The organism is Anaerorhabdus sp. (assembly GCF_036641015.1).
Lineage (GTDB): Bacteria > Bacillota_I > Bacilli_A > Erysipelotrichales > Erysipelotrichaceae > Anaerorhabdus.
On the sequence record NZ_JAVWFO010000008.1, the window covers coordinates 1 to 17,385 of the forward strand.

The 17,385-nt window shown below is 30.0% G+C and carries 20 protein-coding genes; 7 read left to right on the top strand and 13 right to left on the bottom strand.

Features of this window, described 5'->3' with window-relative positions; translation table 11 throughout:
• The first annotated feature begins 229 nt into the window (after window positions 1-229).
• The 4 genes from RR430_RS02185 to trxA all read left to right on the top strand — a co-directional run bounded on the left by RR430_RS02185 (window position 230) and on the right by trxA (window position 4,117).
• Window positions 230-487: a KilA-N domain-containing protein gene (locus RR430_RS02185; protein WP_332508599.1), complete on the top strand. Its 258-nt coding sequence runs from the start codon at window positions 230-232 to the stop codon at window positions 485-487.
• 13 nt (window positions 488-500) lie between these two features.
• Complete coding sequence (locus RR430_RS02190) at window positions 501-2,546, top strand: hypothetical protein (protein WP_332486534.1); 2,046 nt, start codon at window positions 501-503, stop codon at window positions 2,544-2,546.
• Complete coding sequence (locus RR430_RS02195) at window positions 2,546-3,178, top strand: ATP-binding cassette domain-containing protein (RefSeq protein WP_332486535.1); 633 nt, start codon at window positions 2,546-2,548, stop codon at window positions 3,176-3,178. Before RR430_RS02190 ends, RR430_RS02195 begins: the two co-directional genes overlap by 1 nt.
• A gap of 621 nt (window positions 3,179-3,799) precedes the next feature.
• The gene (trxA, locus tag RR430_RS02200; RefSeq protein ID WP_332486536.1) at window positions 3,800-4,117 is read left to right on the top strand and encodes a thioredoxin; all 318 of its coding nucleotides are present in this window, start codon (window positions 3,800-3,802) and stop codon (window positions 4,115-4,117) included.
• A 22-nt stretch (window positions 4,118-4,139) separates the two neighbouring features.
• Here the strand turns inward: trxA and RR430_RS02205 are convergent, their stop codons facing one another.
• The 5 genes from RR430_RS02205 to RR430_RS02225 form a co-directional block, all read right to left on the bottom strand.
• Window positions 4,140-5,651: a DUF1700 domain-containing protein gene (locus RR430_RS02205; RefSeq protein ID WP_332486537.1), complete on the bottom strand. Its 1,512-nt coding sequence runs from the start codon at window positions 5,649-5,651 to the stop codon at window positions 4,140-4,142.
• A 3-nt stretch (window positions 5,652-5,654) separates the two neighbouring features.
• The gene (locus RR430_RS02210; RefSeq protein ID WP_332486538.1) at window positions 5,655-5,975 is read right to left on the bottom strand and encodes a PadR family transcriptional regulator; all 321 of its coding nucleotides are present in this window, start codon (window positions 5,973-5,975) and stop codon (window positions 5,655-5,657) included.
• 106 nt (window positions 5,976-6,081) lie between these two features.
• Window positions 6,082-6,765, bottom strand: coding sequence for a Crp/Fnr family transcriptional regulator (locus RR430_RS02215; RefSeq protein ID WP_332486539.1), 684 nt, complete (start codon window positions 6,763-6,765; stop codon window positions 6,082-6,084).
• Between the two features lie 103 nt (window positions 6,766-6,868).
• The gene (locus tag RR430_RS02220) at window positions 6,869-8,143 is read right to left on the bottom strand and encodes a glucose-6-phosphate isomerase (protein ID WP_332486541.1); all 1,275 of its coding nucleotides are present in this window, start codon (window positions 8,141-8,143) and stop codon (window positions 6,869-6,871) included.
• Window positions 8,140-8,508 (bottom strand): CvfD/Ygs/GSP13 family RNA-binding post-transcriptional regulator, encoded by a 369-nt coding sequence (locus tag RR430_RS02225; RefSeq protein WP_332486542.1) that lies wholly within the window; start codon window positions 8,506-8,508, stop codon window positions 8,140-8,142. Before RR430_RS02225 ends, RR430_RS02220 begins: the two co-directional genes overlap by 4 nt.
• 97 nt (window positions 8,509-8,605) lie before the next feature.
• Between RR430_RS02225 and RR430_RS02230 the strand changes: the two genes are divergently transcribed.
• Window positions 8,606-9,061: a divergent PAP2 family protein gene (locus tag RR430_RS02230; protein WP_332486595.1), complete on the top strand. Its 456-nt coding sequence runs from the start codon at window positions 8,606-8,608 to the stop codon at window positions 9,059-9,061.
• Window positions 9,058-9,300, top strand: coding sequence for a NifU family protein (locus RR430_RS02235; RefSeq protein ID WP_332486543.1), 243 nt, complete (start codon window positions 9,058-9,060; stop codon window positions 9,298-9,300). The genes RR430_RS02230 and RR430_RS02235 overlap by 4 nt, the downstream gene beginning before the upstream one ends.
• Window positions 9,301-9,368: 68 nt before the next feature.
• Here the strand turns inward: RR430_RS02235 and rlmD are convergent, their stop codons facing one another.
• The 8 genes from rlmD to RR430_RS02275 form a co-directional block, all read right to left on the bottom strand.
• On the bottom strand, window positions 9,369-10,691 hold the full coding sequence (gene rlmD, locus RR430_RS02240; RefSeq protein WP_332486544.1) for a 23S rRNA (uracil(1939)-C(5))-methyltransferase RlmD: 1,323 nt from the start codon (window positions 10,689-10,691) through the stop codon (window positions 9,369-9,371).
• Window positions 10,692-10,700: 9 nt separating this feature from the next.
• Entirely contained in the window at window positions 10,701-11,807 is a 1,107-nt protein-coding gene (locus RR430_RS02245) for a DHHW family protein (RefSeq protein ID WP_332486545.1), read from the bottom strand.
• 9 nt (window positions 11,808-11,816) lie between these two features.
• Entirely contained in the window at window positions 11,817-13,217 is a 1,401-nt protein-coding gene (locus tag RR430_RS02250; protein ID WP_332486546.1) for an MBOAT family O-acyltransferase, read from the bottom strand.
• A 3-nt stretch (window positions 13,218-13,220) separates the two neighbouring features.
• On the bottom strand, window positions 13,221-13,775 hold the full coding sequence (locus RR430_RS02255) for a DUF4358 domain-containing protein (RefSeq protein ID WP_332486547.1): 555 nt from the start codon (window positions 13,773-13,775) through the stop codon (window positions 13,221-13,223).
• 155 nt (window positions 13,776-13,930) lie between these two features.
• Complete coding sequence (locus RR430_RS02260) at window positions 13,931-14,320, bottom strand: Inorganic pyrophosphatase (protein ID WP_332486548.1); 390 nt, start codon at window positions 14,318-14,320, stop codon at window positions 13,931-13,933.
• A gap of 73 nt (window positions 14,321-14,393) precedes the next feature.
• Window positions 14,394-15,395, bottom strand: a complete 1,002-nt coding sequence (locus tag RR430_RS02265) for an alpha-hydroxy-acid oxidizing protein (protein ID WP_332486549.1) — start codon at window positions 15,393-15,395, stop codon at window positions 14,394-14,396.
• Between the two features lie 12 nt (window positions 15,396-15,407).
• Complete coding sequence (locus RR430_RS02270) at window positions 15,408-15,701, bottom strand: ArsR/SmtB family transcription factor (protein ID WP_332486550.1); 294 nt, start codon at window positions 15,699-15,701, stop codon at window positions 15,408-15,410.
• Entirely contained in the window at window positions 15,698-16,162 is a 465-nt protein-coding gene (locus tag RR430_RS02275; protein ID WP_332486551.1) for a hypothetical protein, read from the bottom strand. Before RR430_RS02275 ends, RR430_RS02270 begins: the two co-directional genes overlap by 4 nt.
• Window positions 16,163-16,254: 92 nt before the next feature.
• On the opposite strand from RR430_RS02275, the gene tgt reads away from it, so the two are divergent.
• Entirely contained in the window at window positions 16,255-17,385 is a 1,131-nt protein-coding gene (tgt, locus tag RR430_RS02280) for a tRNA guanosine(34) transglycosylase Tgt (RefSeq protein WP_332486552.1), read from the top strand.

Genomic DNA, 17,385 nt, shown 5'->3' on the forward strand with positions numbered 1-17,385 from the left:
AACTAAAGTACCAAGAATAGAGTACAGTAAATATCCACTGCATATAGATACCTCATATTCAAAATTGAGAGCCTTTTTGAAAGACTCTTTTTTTATTTTTCTACAAATACCCAAGTTTTTGATCAATATAGATGTTGAAAAAATTACTCATTTAATGTGAAAACTTTACTCATTTACAAGTGAAGTATTTTTCCTGTATGTTATAATTTTAATAAGAACGGAGGTTTCTATGGCAACTAAACTATTGGTAAATGGAACAGAAATTACAATGACAATTTTTGATGATAAAGACTATATTTCACTTACAGATATGATCAAAGCAAAAGACGGCGATTTCTTTATATCGGATTGGCTTAGAAATAGAAATACAGTTGAATTCCTAGGTGTATGGGAACAAATATACAATCCGAATTTTAATTATGTCGAATTCGCCATAATTAAAAGCAAAACAGGTCTCAATAGTTACAAAATCAGTGTAAAAGAATGATAGGAGAAAACTAATGCTTAAAAAATATTGTATTCTTTTCTTACTGCTTTCAGTAATCAGCTTCATTTCTATTAGTGATTTTTATAATTCTTCAATGGTTGAAAAAATTGGAAAATGGAGCAATAGTAATCAATCTACCCAAATAATGTTCAAAAATACAGATGGTATAGAGCCCACAGAATTTGTAGATTATTTAAAAAACACTGTTGAAAAATATAATATCACTATTTTACAACAAGTTTCTGATAGTCTTAATAACTCCACTAATTTATATATTAGTTCATCAAATAAAGCATATATGAGTAATATATTGCTTGAAGTTGGACAAATATCTGATTTAAAAAACTTTAAAGGATATTCAACTAACTCTAAACAGAAGGAAAATCGAATTTTCAATTTAAATTTCAGCGAACCGATGACAATTCTACCATTTGAATATGATGGATTGATGAATCCTTTTGGATACTTTGGTGTATACACAAATCAAGGTGATCCAATTGATTATCAATTATTTCAATTGGTTAAAAATGAAATTTCATCAAAGTATGGAGATATAATTATTGAATTTAATAAATATGAAACTACTCATGGTGGACTATCGGATATCATGAAAACACAATTTTCTCAGTCTTTTATAATTAGTATGCTATTTACTACTCTATTTACATTAATTATGATTACCGATTTATTAAAAGAACAAAAAAAAATAACTTGTCTCAAATTGAACGGATATTCAAATTTGAGTATTTTCCGTTATTTAATATTTGATAAAATTATCTTATCGTTTCTTTGTTATATTGTATTTTTTTCACTTATTTTTTCTGTTTCAATTCCCTTTAATTATTCAATAGTTCCGCAGCTTTATTTATTTTCCTTTCTTTTAGCTATATTAAACCTAATGTTAGTCATATTATTTAGCTACTTATTATTCATATTCATCCTATTTGTTCCAATAAACTCTGCTATGAAGGGAAAATCATATTTATCTATTGCAGCTAATGTGGTAATGATATCCAAAATTATTTTAATAATTTCATTTATTCCGTTTCTTTCTAAAAATGCATTTGAAATTAACGCATTTGCAAATGGACAAATAAACAAATCAACATTAGAAAATAAATATAAAAATCTCTATTCAATTCAAAATATGTCGCCGATAAAAAAATTAACTGATCTATTCGACACAAATGAGTTTCAAATAATAATTGATGAACTAAGAGAAGAATCCAATGCATTTTATTTTATAAGTCAATTTGAATACTCTAGTGATAAAAATATGAAAGATAAGTATAAACAGTTTTACATTGTCGATGAACAATACTTAATTAATCAAGAAATTACACTGCCTAGTACACCTCTTTCCTCGACCTCTATCTTCCTAAATAAAGATTACAAGCAAGATGATTCTTATTATGAATTTCTAAATAAATGTGCATATCAAAACTTTGGGTCCTTACCTAAACCTAATTACATTTATTATTCTGGTACAGCCGATAATTTCAGTGAATTGTATCATTACTCTTCTATTTCCATAGAAAACAGTCCCATTTTCCTTATCCCTGAAGACCATATTAAATATAATGGATTATTCAATATGTACTTTTATTATCAAGGAAATCGCAAACAAGCACAAAATTATATAAATTCAAAATTCGAAAAATTCGATATAAATGATCCATATTATGTTTCAAGCATAAAAGAAAGCTACAATAATTTTTATTCCAGTTCAATAAATAGAAATACAAAAAGTATATTTACATCATTTTTAATGTACCTAGTTTATATTATCGTCTCTTACCAATATATTTCATTAACCTTTTGTTCAAATAAAAAGCAATTATTTATCGAAAAATGTGAGGGAATTTTATTTAGTGATTTTGTGATAAAGAATTTGATTGTAAGTTCCATTTTCATACTTCTATTTTCATTATTATTTTATCTTTCATATAAATATTTTGATTTAACTTATCTTTTTATTATCATTTGTATTACAACTGTTGAAATAGTTTTAAACTATTATTTTTTAAACAAAACAAGAAATATTGGAGGTATTGACTAATGAACATCAAAATTCAAGAACTTAAAAAAACATATGGAAATTTAGAAATATTTGATAACTTTAATATTGAAATTCAAAGTGCTGCATTAACTTGTCTATATGGTGGTAGCGGCTGTGGTAAGACAACACTCTTAAATATAATTGGAATGATAGAACCTTATGATTCAGGAAATATATACTATGATGGAATAAAAATATCACGTCAAAAAGATATTCAACATTATCTTGCATACAAAATAGGATTTATTTTTCAAAATTTTGGGTTAGTTGACAATTTAACTGTTATACAAAACATTAAAATTTCTAAGCAAAATAAGCATTTATCTGATTGTCAAATCAATGAAGCACTTAATAAATTTGGTTTAATTGATATTTTGAATAAGAAAATATTTGAACTTTCAGGTGGCGAACAACAAAGAGTAGCTTTAACAAAAGTATACCTTAAAAATGTTGACCTTATTCTAGCTGATGAACCAACTGCGTCTCTTGATGAAGAGAACGCAAATCTTGTGATGAATACATTAAGGGAATTTGCAAGACTTGGGAAAACCATAGTAATTGTCTCCCATGATAAGAATATTCGAGATTTTTGTGACTATTCGTATAATATTTCCAACAAACAATCATTTTAAAAATATACGACTTTAACTAAGAATATATCTTTTCTAGTTGTTTAACATTATTTGCCGGTACTCCACTAACAATGACAAATTTGAACTTACCATAGATATCATGACATAAAAAGAGCACAATCAGATGTTATTTTTGTTAGTGAATGAAAAAGGAAAATCCAACAAATTATTATGCTCATATTAATACTATTATTAATTTAGATAACATCGTTAATTAAACTTTAAAAAAAATTGATAAAGATTTATTGAAACGTGCTCTAGTTAATTTAATACAGAATAGTATGCTACATAATAAAAATGGATGTTCATCATGGAATGATGATTATTGATCACAGCATATTTGGTGGACTCAAAGTTACCTTATCGTTTTCAAAAATATAAAACAAAAAAAAAGATGTTGTAAGAACATCTATTTTTTTACGGACTATTAATCCATTAACGGGGGAAAGAAATCTATATCAAATGGTATTATTTCCTATTTGATGTCTTTATTATAGAGGAAGGTTGTGTAAAAAGTATGGTGGTTATGTGAAAGATTTGTGTAAGTTTTTTGTGACAAAGTCACTGAAACAACCCTTTTAATCATCTATAATGAGGTCATAAACAAGGAGGTATTTACTTATGACAGTAAAACATTTAGATATAAATAACTTTGAACAAGAAGTATTAAGCGCAAAAGAACCAGTATTGGTTGATTTCTTCGCTACATGGTGTGGACCTTGTAAGATGTTATCACCAGTAATTGAAGAGATTGCTAGTGAAGCAAAAGATTTTAAGGTTTTCAAACTTGATGTTGATGAACAAGAAGAACTTGCAGCTAAATACGGCGTAATGACTATTCCTACTTTAATTGTATTTAAAGATGGTCAACCAGTTCAAACATCTGTTGGATTTAAGCCAAAAGCAGCGGTATTAGACTTGGTCAAACACGCACAATAAGCAGCATACGCTGCTTATTTTTTTATTTTTCAATTCGTTGATTATTATGATAATCAATGTATGTAATGCCATGCTCATTGACAGGATAGCGTACAACAATTTGAATCATTCTTAAATCATATCCAGATACTTTGCCATCTTTTAAGGCATTAATTGAAAATCCAATTGAATCTTTAAACTCATCAAAATCATTTCCATAATGATCACGGTAAACACTAATTCTTACATCATTATCCACTTCACTTGTTCTTAAGTAGTAATCAAATGAATCATATGTTTCAATTACTATTTCATTGTTAAGAGTATCATCTTTAACAAACTTCACATTTTCATAATATGATAAATCATAAATTGCATTACTATCATAATCAATTCTTCCAATTTCTTCTAAACGATTATTTAAATAATCAGCTGATTCTTCTGAATCAATATAGACAATATCAAATCTAGAGATTTCATGCATAGTTAGAGGAATCCCTACGCCAATAAATATTGCAGAAACAATTAAATTCACTGTGATTACAATACCATTTACACGTTTGTTGAAGATTAGTAGCATACATAAATTGATAATTACTATGATAATCCCCATAATACCAACAAGTAATATAAATACACCCCAAATAGAAACATTTTGAGTTAGTAAATAAACTACTAAGCCAACTCCAATACCTAACCCAATAATAGTCATCCACATTGGAATCATTAGTATTATTCCAAAGAAACGTAATACCCAAACGAATATATTTACTAAACTTTTACCAAAATAATGACTTGTTGAATGCTTTTCTGTCGATTTAGCTTCTTTTGTTTCTGATTCTTTAAACGTAGAATATTCAGGTTCTGATTTTTTAAATTCTTTATCTTCTGCTTTATACTCTTTTTTAATATCATCATTTACTGAAGTCTTTTTTTTTGTACTTTTTAAACTATCTAATCCTTCGCTTAATGGTCTTTTAAATAAATTTTCTGAATTTATTTCTTCTCCATTAACACCAACACGAATGAAACTGATAATAATTACTATCGATAACACTAGAAATACTAGTGTGAAGATAAACGATATTAATCCATTAAATACATGCGATATTCCAAAAGGAATAATCATATATACAATACTTCTAAATAAGCCTTCAAGAATTGCAAATGGGATTTTAAGAAGAAGTAAGACAACTAAACCAACACCAACTAAAACTAAAGTTCTAGAAATACCTTCCACTGATAAATCTTTAAATACTGTAGAGAAGAAACTAGATAAACTGTCAATCATATCATTTAGGACATCTCCAACTTTGCTAGCAGCATCCTTATGTTTATTAGCATTCTTGTTACCTTTAATTTTATATGCGTCAAATATTTCAGCAACTAACTCATCAATATCTCCAAAATCTTTTACTGCTTCCTCTTCTGTTTTACCTTCTTGAATCTTTTGATCAATGGTATCAGAATACTCATCTAATATATCTTTTACCTCTGAATCTGTTAATATGTCTAATTTATGTTTAAGTTCATTAAGAAACTCTTTCTTATTCATCCTCTAATCCTCCTTATTCTCATTTATAAATTTATTGATACTAGTCGAAAATTCCAACCACTCAGTCTTTATTTCCTTCATTACTACAAGACCCCTTGCAGTAATACGATAATACTTCCGAGGTGGTCCTTCCGTTGATTCTTGTAAATAAGTTTCAAATATCGACTCATTTGTCATACGTTTAAGTAAAGGATAGATTGTTCCTTCATTTACATGTACTATGTTACATACCTCTTTTACCAGTTCATATCCATAGATATCTTTTTTAGAAACTACCATCATTACTACAAGTTCAAGAACTCCTTTTTTGAATTGTGTATTCACTCTATCACTTCCTTGATGATACTTTATCACCACTACTATGCATTGTCAAGTACTGTTTAATACCAATTATTAAAGAATTTATAATAGTAAAAGGTAGCCATTTAAGCTACCTTCCATCAATTGCCTTCTTTAATTTCTCTTTATTTATAATTAATATTCCACCACGATTCAGTTCCACAATACCTTCTTTCTCAAAGTATTTAAGCATTCTACTTACAACTTCTCTTGCACTACCTATATATTTTGCAATCGTTTCATGGGTTACTTCTACGCATAGTGTTTTAGTTCGATTCACCTCATCCAACAAATAAATAGCTAATCTTTTATCCATACTCATAAATAATACTTGTTGCATAGCCCACATAACATCACTGAATCTTTCAGTAGTTACTTGATATACATAATTTTCCAAATAAATATTCTTTCGCATTATTTTTGAAAATGCCTCAGTATTCATTAACACCGCAGTTACATTTGATTCTGTGTCAATAAATACATCAAAACTAATCGATGACAAAATACATGAAGCAGACAAAATACATACATCCCCTGCGCCAAGACGATATAAAGTAACTTCTCTTCCTTCCTCTGATAATATATAAATTCTTAATTCACCAGTCTCTACGAGTAAAACACCTAAGCAATCTTCTTCATCACCATGTATAGTTTGATGGGCTTTATAACCAACTTCAATTGAGTTTTGTAGTAAATATGCCTGTTCTTCTTTTGATAAATTCTTCCATGCGGGTAATCCATTTTCTATAACTTCTAGAATGTGTTTATCATGCATAATCAATATCCCTCGTTTTCACAATTCCATTATACGAAGAATATCAATACATTTCACTTACTTTAATTCACGCACAAGAAAAAAGTTGTTGGAAATCCAACAACTAATTCTTACCTAATAGTTTAAACATGTTTTTCTTATATACTTCAACACCTGGTTGATTAAATGGATTGATATCAATTAAGTAACAAGTAATTGCACACGCTCTAAAGAAGAAATAACACATGTAACCAAAACTAAATTCTTTCATATCTGGTAATGTAAGAATAATGTTTGGAACATTCCCTGTAACTTCATGAGCTTCAAGAGTACCTTTACAAGCCATTTTATTAACCCAGTCTAAACTCTTATTTTCAAGATAATTCATGTTATCCATGTTTTCTTCATCATGAGGGAATAAACCATCCATTGTAGGATGTTCAACAAGTAATAATGTTTCAAATAAAACTTTCTTTCCATCTTGAACAAATTGTCCAAGAGAATGTAAATCTGTTGAGAATGTTGCACTACAAGGTAGTACACCTAAACCATCTTTACCTTCAGATTCACCAAAAAGTTGTTTCCACCACTCACCAACCATAGTCATTTGTGGTTCATAAGTAACTAGCATTTCAGCATCTTTACCTTGATTTTGTAAAATACGACGTGCTACTGCATATTGATATGCTGCATTTGTTTTAAGATCAGGATTTGCTAAATCATTATAAGCTTGGATACCACCATCCATAATTGCTTTAATATCAATACCCATAATTGCTAAAGGTAATAAACCTACAGCAGTAGTAACTGAATATCTACCACCAATATCATCAGGAATTACAAAAGTTTCATATCCTTCTTTTGTAGCAAGATCTTTTAATGTACCACGTGACTTATCAGTAGTTGCAATAATACGTGTTTTACATTCTTCCTTGCCATATTTATTTTCCATGATTTGTTTTAACATTCTAAATGCCATAGCTGTTTCAGTAGTTGTTCCTGATTTAGAAATAACATTTAAAATAACGCTCTTATTTTGAATATATGCTTCAACTTGTTTGAAATATGTACTTGAGAAAGTATTACCAATAAAAATAACTTCAGTTTTATTTTGAGAGTATAAGCCTTGAATCATTTCTATTGCAGCACGTGCTCCTAAATAAGATCCACCAATACCACAAACTAATAAAACTTCTGCTTTATCTTTTACTTTTTCAGCTACTTTTAAAATGCGTTCAAATTCTTCTTTATCATATTGATTTGGCCATTCAACCCAACCAAGAAAATCGTTACCTTTTCCTTCTTTAGCAAGCAATGCTTCATGAATTTTAGTAACTTGGTCTTGATAACTTGTAATATCTTCTTTTAAAAATGCATGTGTACTATCAAATTGAATCATTCTTTTCCCTCCATAGCCTTAGCTTCAATAATCCATTGATCCATCTTTTCACTTATCGATTTAAATCCAATTTTCATCGTAGGAAGTGCACCCATCTTTTGATGTTTACGTTCCCTCCTAAAACGATTTGGTTGAATTGCTTTAAGTGATAGTCTTGCTTGATGTGTTTTCTCATCAAAGTCGATAATCTTAAAGCAAACTGTATCATTGAGTGATACAAAATTTGCAACATCCTTAACATAACCATCACTAATCTCAGAAATATGCACAAGTCCTTTTGTATTCTCATCTAACGATACAAACGCCCCATATGGCTGAATACCTGTTATTTTTCCTTCAACAATTTGTCCTATTTGGTATTGCATTTAATCACTCCTTTAACCCCTAATAGTATACCACAATGAACTCAAAGTATGCTATACTGTAAAGCGAGGTGGAAGAATGATAAAAACACTCAGTAGCATGTACCCCTTTTGGGCTTGCTTAATAGCTATTTTTTCAGCCCAACTCGTAAAACCCGTGTTTGTTTATTTTAGAACTAGACACTGGGATTGGACAGAAATGTTTGCTAGCGGAGGTTACCCTAGTTCACATACTGCCGGAGTTGCCGCGCTCAGTTTAGCTGTAGGCTTACAAGAACAATTTTCTAGCACAATTTTTGCTGTTTCTTTAGCATTTTCACTAATCGTTACCTACGATGCTGCTAATGTAAGATTTTATGCTGGTCGTAATATACAAATTACCCAACAATTAATAAAAGATATTCAAATTCTTACGCAAGTTAAACTAGAAGATCCTATTTACTTAACAAAGGTTAAGGAAGTCCTTGGTCACAAATGGATAGAAGTCATCGGCGGAATATTTCATGGTATTGTGGTAGCTGGTGTTATTTATTTCTTAGGAGTAAGTTTTATATGAAAGATGAAATTATTAGAACATTAGAAAAAATACGTCCCTATATCCAACGTGATGGCGGAGACGTAGAATTTGTCTCAGTAGATGAGCACGGTGTTGTAACTGTAAGAATGTTAGGAGCTTGTTCAGACTGTCTATCATTAGACGATACATTAACTGATGGTATTGAAGCCATTCTACTTGATGAAGTTGAAGGAGTAACTGCTGTAAAACTTGCAGAACCGGAAAATATATTATTTTAGGCACAATTAGTCCTTAAATTAATTTGTAAAAACAAAAAAACTAGTGAGAATAAACTCTACTAGTTTTTTTATTTAATTCTTTTTAAACTCACAACTGTTTCCAAATGAGGAGTTTGAGAAAACATATCAAATGGAATAATGCGATCAACTTCATAATATTCTAATAAGAAGTTTAAATTCTTTGCTAAAGTTGCAGGATTACAAGAAACGTAGATTAATTGTTTAGGTCTAGCTTTGCTTATACAATCTAACATTCCTTCATCTAATCCTGTTCTTGGCGGATCTACTACTAAAGTATCTACAGATTCTTTTTTAGCAATATATTTCATTTCTTCAGCAGCATCACCACAAACAAATTGTACTTTTGTTTCAGAATGGTTGATTCTTGCATTGTTATTTGCATTTTTAACAGCATCTTTTATCGATTCAATCCCTATAACTTTATTTGCTTTATCCTTTAACATTAAAGACATAACGCCAATTCCACTATAAGCTTCAACAATCGTATTACAAGGTTCAATCAATGATACTACAGTTCTGTAAAGATTCGCTGCTTGTTCTACATTAAGTTGAAAGAATGAAGCAGGAGATAATCGACAAACAACCCCTTCAATTCTCATTTCAATTGTTTTACTACCACCTAAATGAATAAAGTCTCTACCAAAAATATCATAATTACGCTTTGATATATTAATGTTTTGATATAATGAACCAACTTCTTTCAGGTCCATAATTCGATCAATCACTTCTTTATCAATAGTCATTTTTCCAGTTACAAGTGTGCATTGATAAACTCCTTTAAATCCACGGAGCACAAAATATCTAACACCTCTTTCGATGCTATCATTGTAATCCCTAAATCCAGCATCATTTAATATCTTCATAATTTTAACTCTAGTACTATCTAATCCTTTTTCATGAACTTTACATTCATCCATATAGATTAATCGACTTGAATTAGCCTCATATAAACCGCTATATAATGTACCCTTTAACCATTTGACTGGAAGCTTACATTGATTACGGTAATGAAAAGGATTTGGATTTTCTACTACATCCTCAATTTGAAAATCATTCATACCAGTATACTTAACTAAACTTTCTTTAAGAATACCTTTTTTTATTTCAAGTTGTGTTTTATAGTCACTAATCATCAAACTACATCCACCACATTTTTCTTGGTAAGGACAACTTGGTTTAACACGATGTTCACTTTTCTCTACAATTTTTGTTGTTACTGCTTTCGCATAGTTCTGATTCTTCTCTGTTAGCTCAATTTCCACTAACTCATTTAAAAGTGCTCCTTCAACGAAAACAGGCATTTTGTTGATATAACCAATACCTTCTCCATTGATACCCATCTTAATAATTTTTACTGTTGTCTTTCCCATAATTCTCCTTTACTTCAAAAACGCGAAATTCTTATCCGTTAAGAAGTTTTCTATATTATATACCATTAATGCCCTTGTGACTCCCTCTTCTTTTATTAAATTTGAAATTGAGTCTCGATAATACCTTAAATCAACTACTACCACTTCATCATAATGAGATGCTAAATATGGTATTAGAATATGCCCATATGAATCTTTTATTACTAAAAGTTTACCCAAACTATTCTCTACACCTTCGTTTTTAATACGAACCAATGCATGATTACCATCTAAATAATATGAGTATTTATCTTTTAGAGTCAAATATTTATCACTAAATAAACTATCCATACTAGTACCATCTTCAAATGTTACAGTAGAATCAATTTGATGATTAGGCATCATTTTATACAATGGTTCTCCATTATACCAAAATGTTCCTGCTTTTGAATACAATGTTCCTTTAAAATCATCAGAAACTTTCTCAAAGCTAAAATCTTCAGGTTTTTCTCCTAATGCATCCATATATGTTAAATAAGCAATTAATGCACCTTTTTCATTCCAATGATGATCTAAATTAAAGAAAACATCATTAGATCCCGATAATGCTGAATATACATCAATTGAATTCCCAATGAACTTAGTAGTTATATCATCAATGATACCCTCCTGTTTTTCATTGTAAGCAAATACTGGTAAACTACTTCCTTCAATTTCACTTGCAGTAGGTACAAGCATTAAATCTACTGGAATATCATTCGCTTGCACAAATCGATTAATGTACTCAAGTGATTGATTTACTGTACTCATATCACTATTTGAAAACATTTGAAATAATTGATTGTTCTTCCCAAAATAAACACCATTATTTTCAATACTTCCTGTTAACTGTTTAGTCAACGATTTAACACTTATCCACTCATCTCTAAATATAAAATGATCTGTAACATAAGATTCCAAATCAGTTGTATAATCACCATAAAATAATTCATTTAAACTAAATTTTGGAAACTTTTTCAAATATCTATTTTCATTCATTGAGAATGTCTTCTCTGGTTTAATAATATTCAGTACCGCAAAGATACCAATAAATCCACAAAAGAGTGCACAACACAAAACTTGTATTTTCCGTTTCATATTATCCTCCTAAAATCTAAAGTATAAAAATGGATTGTATGTTGCATCGACAATAAATGCTGTACATACTATTAATCCTAATAGAATTAATATCGGTGTAATCCATTCATACTTACTTCCTTTAATATACTTGTCATAACCTATTTTTACTATTGGTGTTGACGCAATTACTAAAACAACAATCAATACAATATTATTACGAATTAAATAACTAAAATAACTATTTATTAACGGTAAACCTTTAAAACCAAACATCGTTAATAAAATATTCCCTAAACTATTTATATCTTCAAAAGCAAATATCGCCCAGCTAATAATTACTAAACCAAGTGTATAAATATGTCTAAAAATAGGTTTAATTTTTTCTAATCTTTTCAATAAGAATGATTTTTCAATCATTAATATAATTCCAAAATAAAGGCCCCACAATACAAAGTTCCAACTTGCTCCATGCCATAACCCAGTCAATAACCAAACTACTAAAATGTTCCGCATATTAATTATTGAACTACAACGATTACCACCTAGAGGGATATAAACATAGTCTTTAAACCATGTACTTAAAGAGATATGCCATCTTCGCCAAAATTCCGTAATTGATTTTGAAATATATGGATAGTTAAAATTCTCCATGAATTCAAATCCCAACATTTTACCTAGTCCAATAGCCATATCACTATAACCACTAAAATCAAAATATATTTGAAAACCATAGGCAATTATAGCTAGCCAAACTGTTAATACAGATAGTTGTGTTGTCGGTGCACTTTTTATTGTTTCAAATACTAATCCTATATTATTTGCTAATAATACCTTCTTTGCTAATCCAACCATAAACCTTTGAATGCCTTCAGTGAACTTATCCACTGTTTCATCACGTTTTACCAGTTGTTGTGCAATATCTTTATAGCGTACAATTGGTCCTGCAATAAGTTGAGGAAACATTGATACATATGCACCAAATGAAACCATACTCTTTTGCATATCAGCTTGTCCACGATATATATCAATTGGATAAGACATCGTTTGGAAAGTATAAAATGATATACCAATAGGTAATGCTAATCCCAAAGGTTTCAACAAATCAAATCCAATGGTATTTAAACTACCAATTATAAAATCATAGTATTTAAAGAATCCTAATAATCCTAAATTAAAAACTATTGAAAAAATTACAAATCTTCTTGCTATCTTTTTTTGATCTCTATACTTATGTACAAAGTAACCATTAATATAATCCACTACTGTTGATAAAAGTAGTAATACAATATAAAAAGGTTCTCCCCAGCCATAGAAAACTAAACTAAGAAGAAACAAGAATAAATTACGAAGTTTTAGTGGTGATAACTTCATCACCACTAAAACTATCGGTAAGTATACAAATAAGAATAGTAAACTACTGAATACCATAAACTATTTCTTAGGCATTACTGCTGTTTGTATATCTTTTGCAATTTGATCAGCATTTTCTGCAATAACAATACCTACAAGATTGCCATCTTCGAATTCAACACGATTTTGTACCAACTCATATTGATCAGGAAGATATGTTGACCAAGTATCTTCTAAAGATGTCATTCTTTTTGCAAGTGCTTCTTTAACTGCATCAAGTTTTCCATCTTTTGCTTCAACTACGATGATTTCTGTTGCTTGTACATTCATCATTGGTACATAAATTGCATAGTTTTCAACATCTTCAGGTGTTAAACCATATACACTAGATAATGTTTCATCATTGATAGTCATAAAACTAGGAAATTCATATGTACCCCCATTTACAACTGAATCAACAGCTGTTTGGAATTCAGTCATAGTAACTGTTTCACCACCAGTAGTTCCTTCATTACCAGTTGTTTCTCCAGGAGTTGCAGTAGCTTCTGGTGTTGGAGTTGCTACTTCTTCTTTAGGTGTAGAAGTACATCCAGCTAGAATTAGTGATAATGACATTAATGCTAATAATTTTTTCATAAATTCCTCCGACATTCCGTTAATGGAATGCTACTAGATTATATCAAACCTATTTTCAATGTACCACCAAAACACTCTGAATTTTATGTGAACAAGGTGGTTTCATAACATATCGTATGGTTTTCTTATACAAAAAAAACCTACTCATTGGTAGGTTAATCTGAAATACCCCAATTAGGAATTTCTGTACCTCTACGAATCAAAACAGTTTTTTGAAAATCTGTTTGATTTAAGAATCGCAAGACTTTTTCTTCTTCTTCAGCAGTACAACCTAATAATAATTTTGTTTGTAAATCTTTCTTCAAAATATCCGCAGCTATTATTAAAGCTTGAACATTTGACGCTTTAAGACTACCTTTGAATACAGTAATTCCTTCAGTTGTAGAAGCTTGTGTATCCTTTAGTCGCCCATAACTTACAGGATAAACTAAATTACTATAATCAGGATGCTTTGCACCCTTTTCACGTAAAATTTCTAACTTATTTGATAAATACAACGTATCAATTTTTTGCCAAAAAAAAGCATTATTTTCAAAATCTGCCATATTATTACCTCAACTCTACATCATTATATCAAAAATGAAAGAAATGTAAACAAATTAAAAACTATGTAAAAATTTACATAGTTAGTTTCTTAATTTTACTTTTGTTTATATCCTTAATAGTTGCACAACCAGTCATGCGCATTGCATGAATAAATTCAGATTTCAGCTTATTTATTGCCTTTTTAGCGCCTTCATCACCTTCTGTTGCACAAGCTAATGCAATCGGTCTACCTACCAAAACTCCATCTGCACCTAATGCAATTGCCTTAAAAATATCAGTACCTGTTCTAAAGCCTCCATCAATTAAAATAGTTGTTTCCCCTTTTATCGCTTCTACTATCTCTTCCAACACATCCATCGTACCAACACAATCATCTAAGACACGTCCTCCATGATTACTAATAACGATTCCATCTGCACCTGCAGCAACAGCTATCTTAGCAGCTTCTATCGTCATTATTCCTTTAACTACAAATGGTTTATCTTTACACAACTCTTTTATTTTCTTTAATCCATGATAATCTTTATTTTCAACTGGTGTTGCTGAATTTCGTAATAGTGGTAATCCTGCAGCATCAATATCCATAGCTATACCCAAAACATTAAACTCATTAACTAAATTAATACGTTCAGTCACTTTATCCATAATCCATGGTTTAATTGTAACAAAGCCGCTTGCACCTTGTTCTTGAATTGCTCTTGCCGGTAAGTGAAACATATTTTCCATATCTATTCCATCACCAACAAAACAAACAGTATCAGTATCTTTGCATGCTCTTGCTAAATCTGAGTTATATTCATAATCCGTCACATCAGTACCATAATTATTTTTAATACCTGCAATTGGAGCTACCATCATTGGAAATGAAATTGATTTATTAAACAATTTTGTTTCTGGATTTATATCTTTTATATTATTTACTACATCAATTAGTAAACCTATTTTTTTAAAAGCTTGAACATTGTTAATAAACGATATTCCTTGTCCTATTCCTCCAACTCCTGGAATTTCACCTTTACATGCGTTACCATTGCAAACAGGACATTTTCTACATAGATTTGCTTCTCTTTTCATCACAATTTCTCCTTATTCATTAACATGCTCATACGCCATTTTAAATATACTTACAATATGTTCATCCGCTAAAGAATAATAAACATTTTTACCTGACTTTCTCGATTTAATTAAATGTGTTTTCTTTAATGATGCAAGTTGATGCGATACTGCTGATTGGCTCATTTCCAAGTTTTCAACAAAATCACTTACACATCTTTCTTGCTCAAATAATAGATGTAGTATTTTCAATCGAGTACTATCTGAAAACATCTTGAAAAGCAGAGACATTTCTTCATATTGACTATCCAGTTCAAAATTCTTCATGCTGCTTTCACTCGCTTTCCTCTTTGTATAATCTTTTCTTTATCTCTTGCAAACGCACGTAATAAAGGTACTACTGTTTTTTTAGAAAAACATTCTACCGTTTCAACTGAATGATCAACTAATTCAATTTCAAGTTCATCTCGATCTGGATGCCAAATATATTGCCACGTTAATATATCTTCCCAATAAATAAATGTACAATCACCACGTTCTTTACAATTATAGAAAATAACATAATCATGAGTAAATTCTAATAATTTACGATCGGGCAAAACAAACAAGCAAAAAGACGAAACACCAAATAAAATTACCCCAAAATAAGAAAATATATGACTAAATAAAATCATAATAAAACTCGCAAATAACAAAACAATTAATGCAGCTGTAGGTTTAACACTAATCGTTGCAATAATTGGGGGCTCTTTTGGTATATTCCTAATTTTTAAAGTTTTAGATTTCATACGCTCACCTTAATCTTTTATATTATACCATTTCCAAGTTGGTTTCTCTATCATATTATTATGAACTCATGTATAATAAACGCGGTGATATTATGGAAAAATTTAGATTTGAATTAACGCATATTTGCAAACAAACAGGAGCACGTTGTGGTGTTATACACACACCTCATGGAAGTGTTGAAACACCTATGTTCATGCCTGTAGGAACATTAGCATCTGTTAAATTTGTTTCTCCTGAAGAATTGATGGAAATAGGATCACAAATAATCCTATCAAATACCTATCATTTATGGTTAAGACCTGGTGAGGACATCGTAGCAAAAGCTGGCGGAGTACAAAAGTTTATGAATTACCCAGGACCAATGTTAACTGATAGCGGAGGATTCCAAGTATTTTCATTAGCTGATGCAAGAAAAATTAAAGAAGAAGGTGTTACTTTTAAGAGTCATTTAAATGGTGATACTTTATTTTTAAGTCCCGAAAAATCAATCCAAATACAAAACAAAATAGGTGCAGATATAATTATGTCATTTGATGAATGTATACCATATCCTGCTACTTACGATTATGTTAAGGATAGTGTTGAAAGAACATTACGTTGGGCAAAGCGCGGATTAGATGCTCATGAAAGAAAAGATGATCAAGCTCTTTTTGGTATTGTTCAAGGAGGAGACTATGAAGACTTACGAAGACATTGTGCTGAAGAATTAACTAAAATGGATTTCCCAGGCTATTCAATTGGCGGAACATCTGTTGGTGAGGACAAGGAAACAATGACTCGTATGATTCAATACAGCGTAAAATATTTACCAGAAAATAAACCTCGTTATCTTATGGGTGTTGGGGCAGTAAATGATATTTTAGTAGCAATTGAAAATGGCATAGATATGATGGATTGTGTATTACCAACTCGTATCGCAAGACATGGTACCTGCATGACTAGTGAAGGTCGTATAAATATTAAAAAAGCAATCTACAAAGAAGACTTTAGACCATTAGATCCTGAATGTGATTGTGTGTGTTGTAAAAATTATACTCGTGCCTATCTAAATCATTTGCATCGTTGTAATGAAGGTTTAGGAAATCGTTTAATGTCAATTCATAACTTACGTTTCCTTCTTCGCTTAACAGAACAAGCAAGAGCCGCTATTAAAGAAGATCGCTTCGGTGATTTTAAAAAAGAAATATTAGAAAAATATGCGTTTGATGAAAGAGGGTTTTAG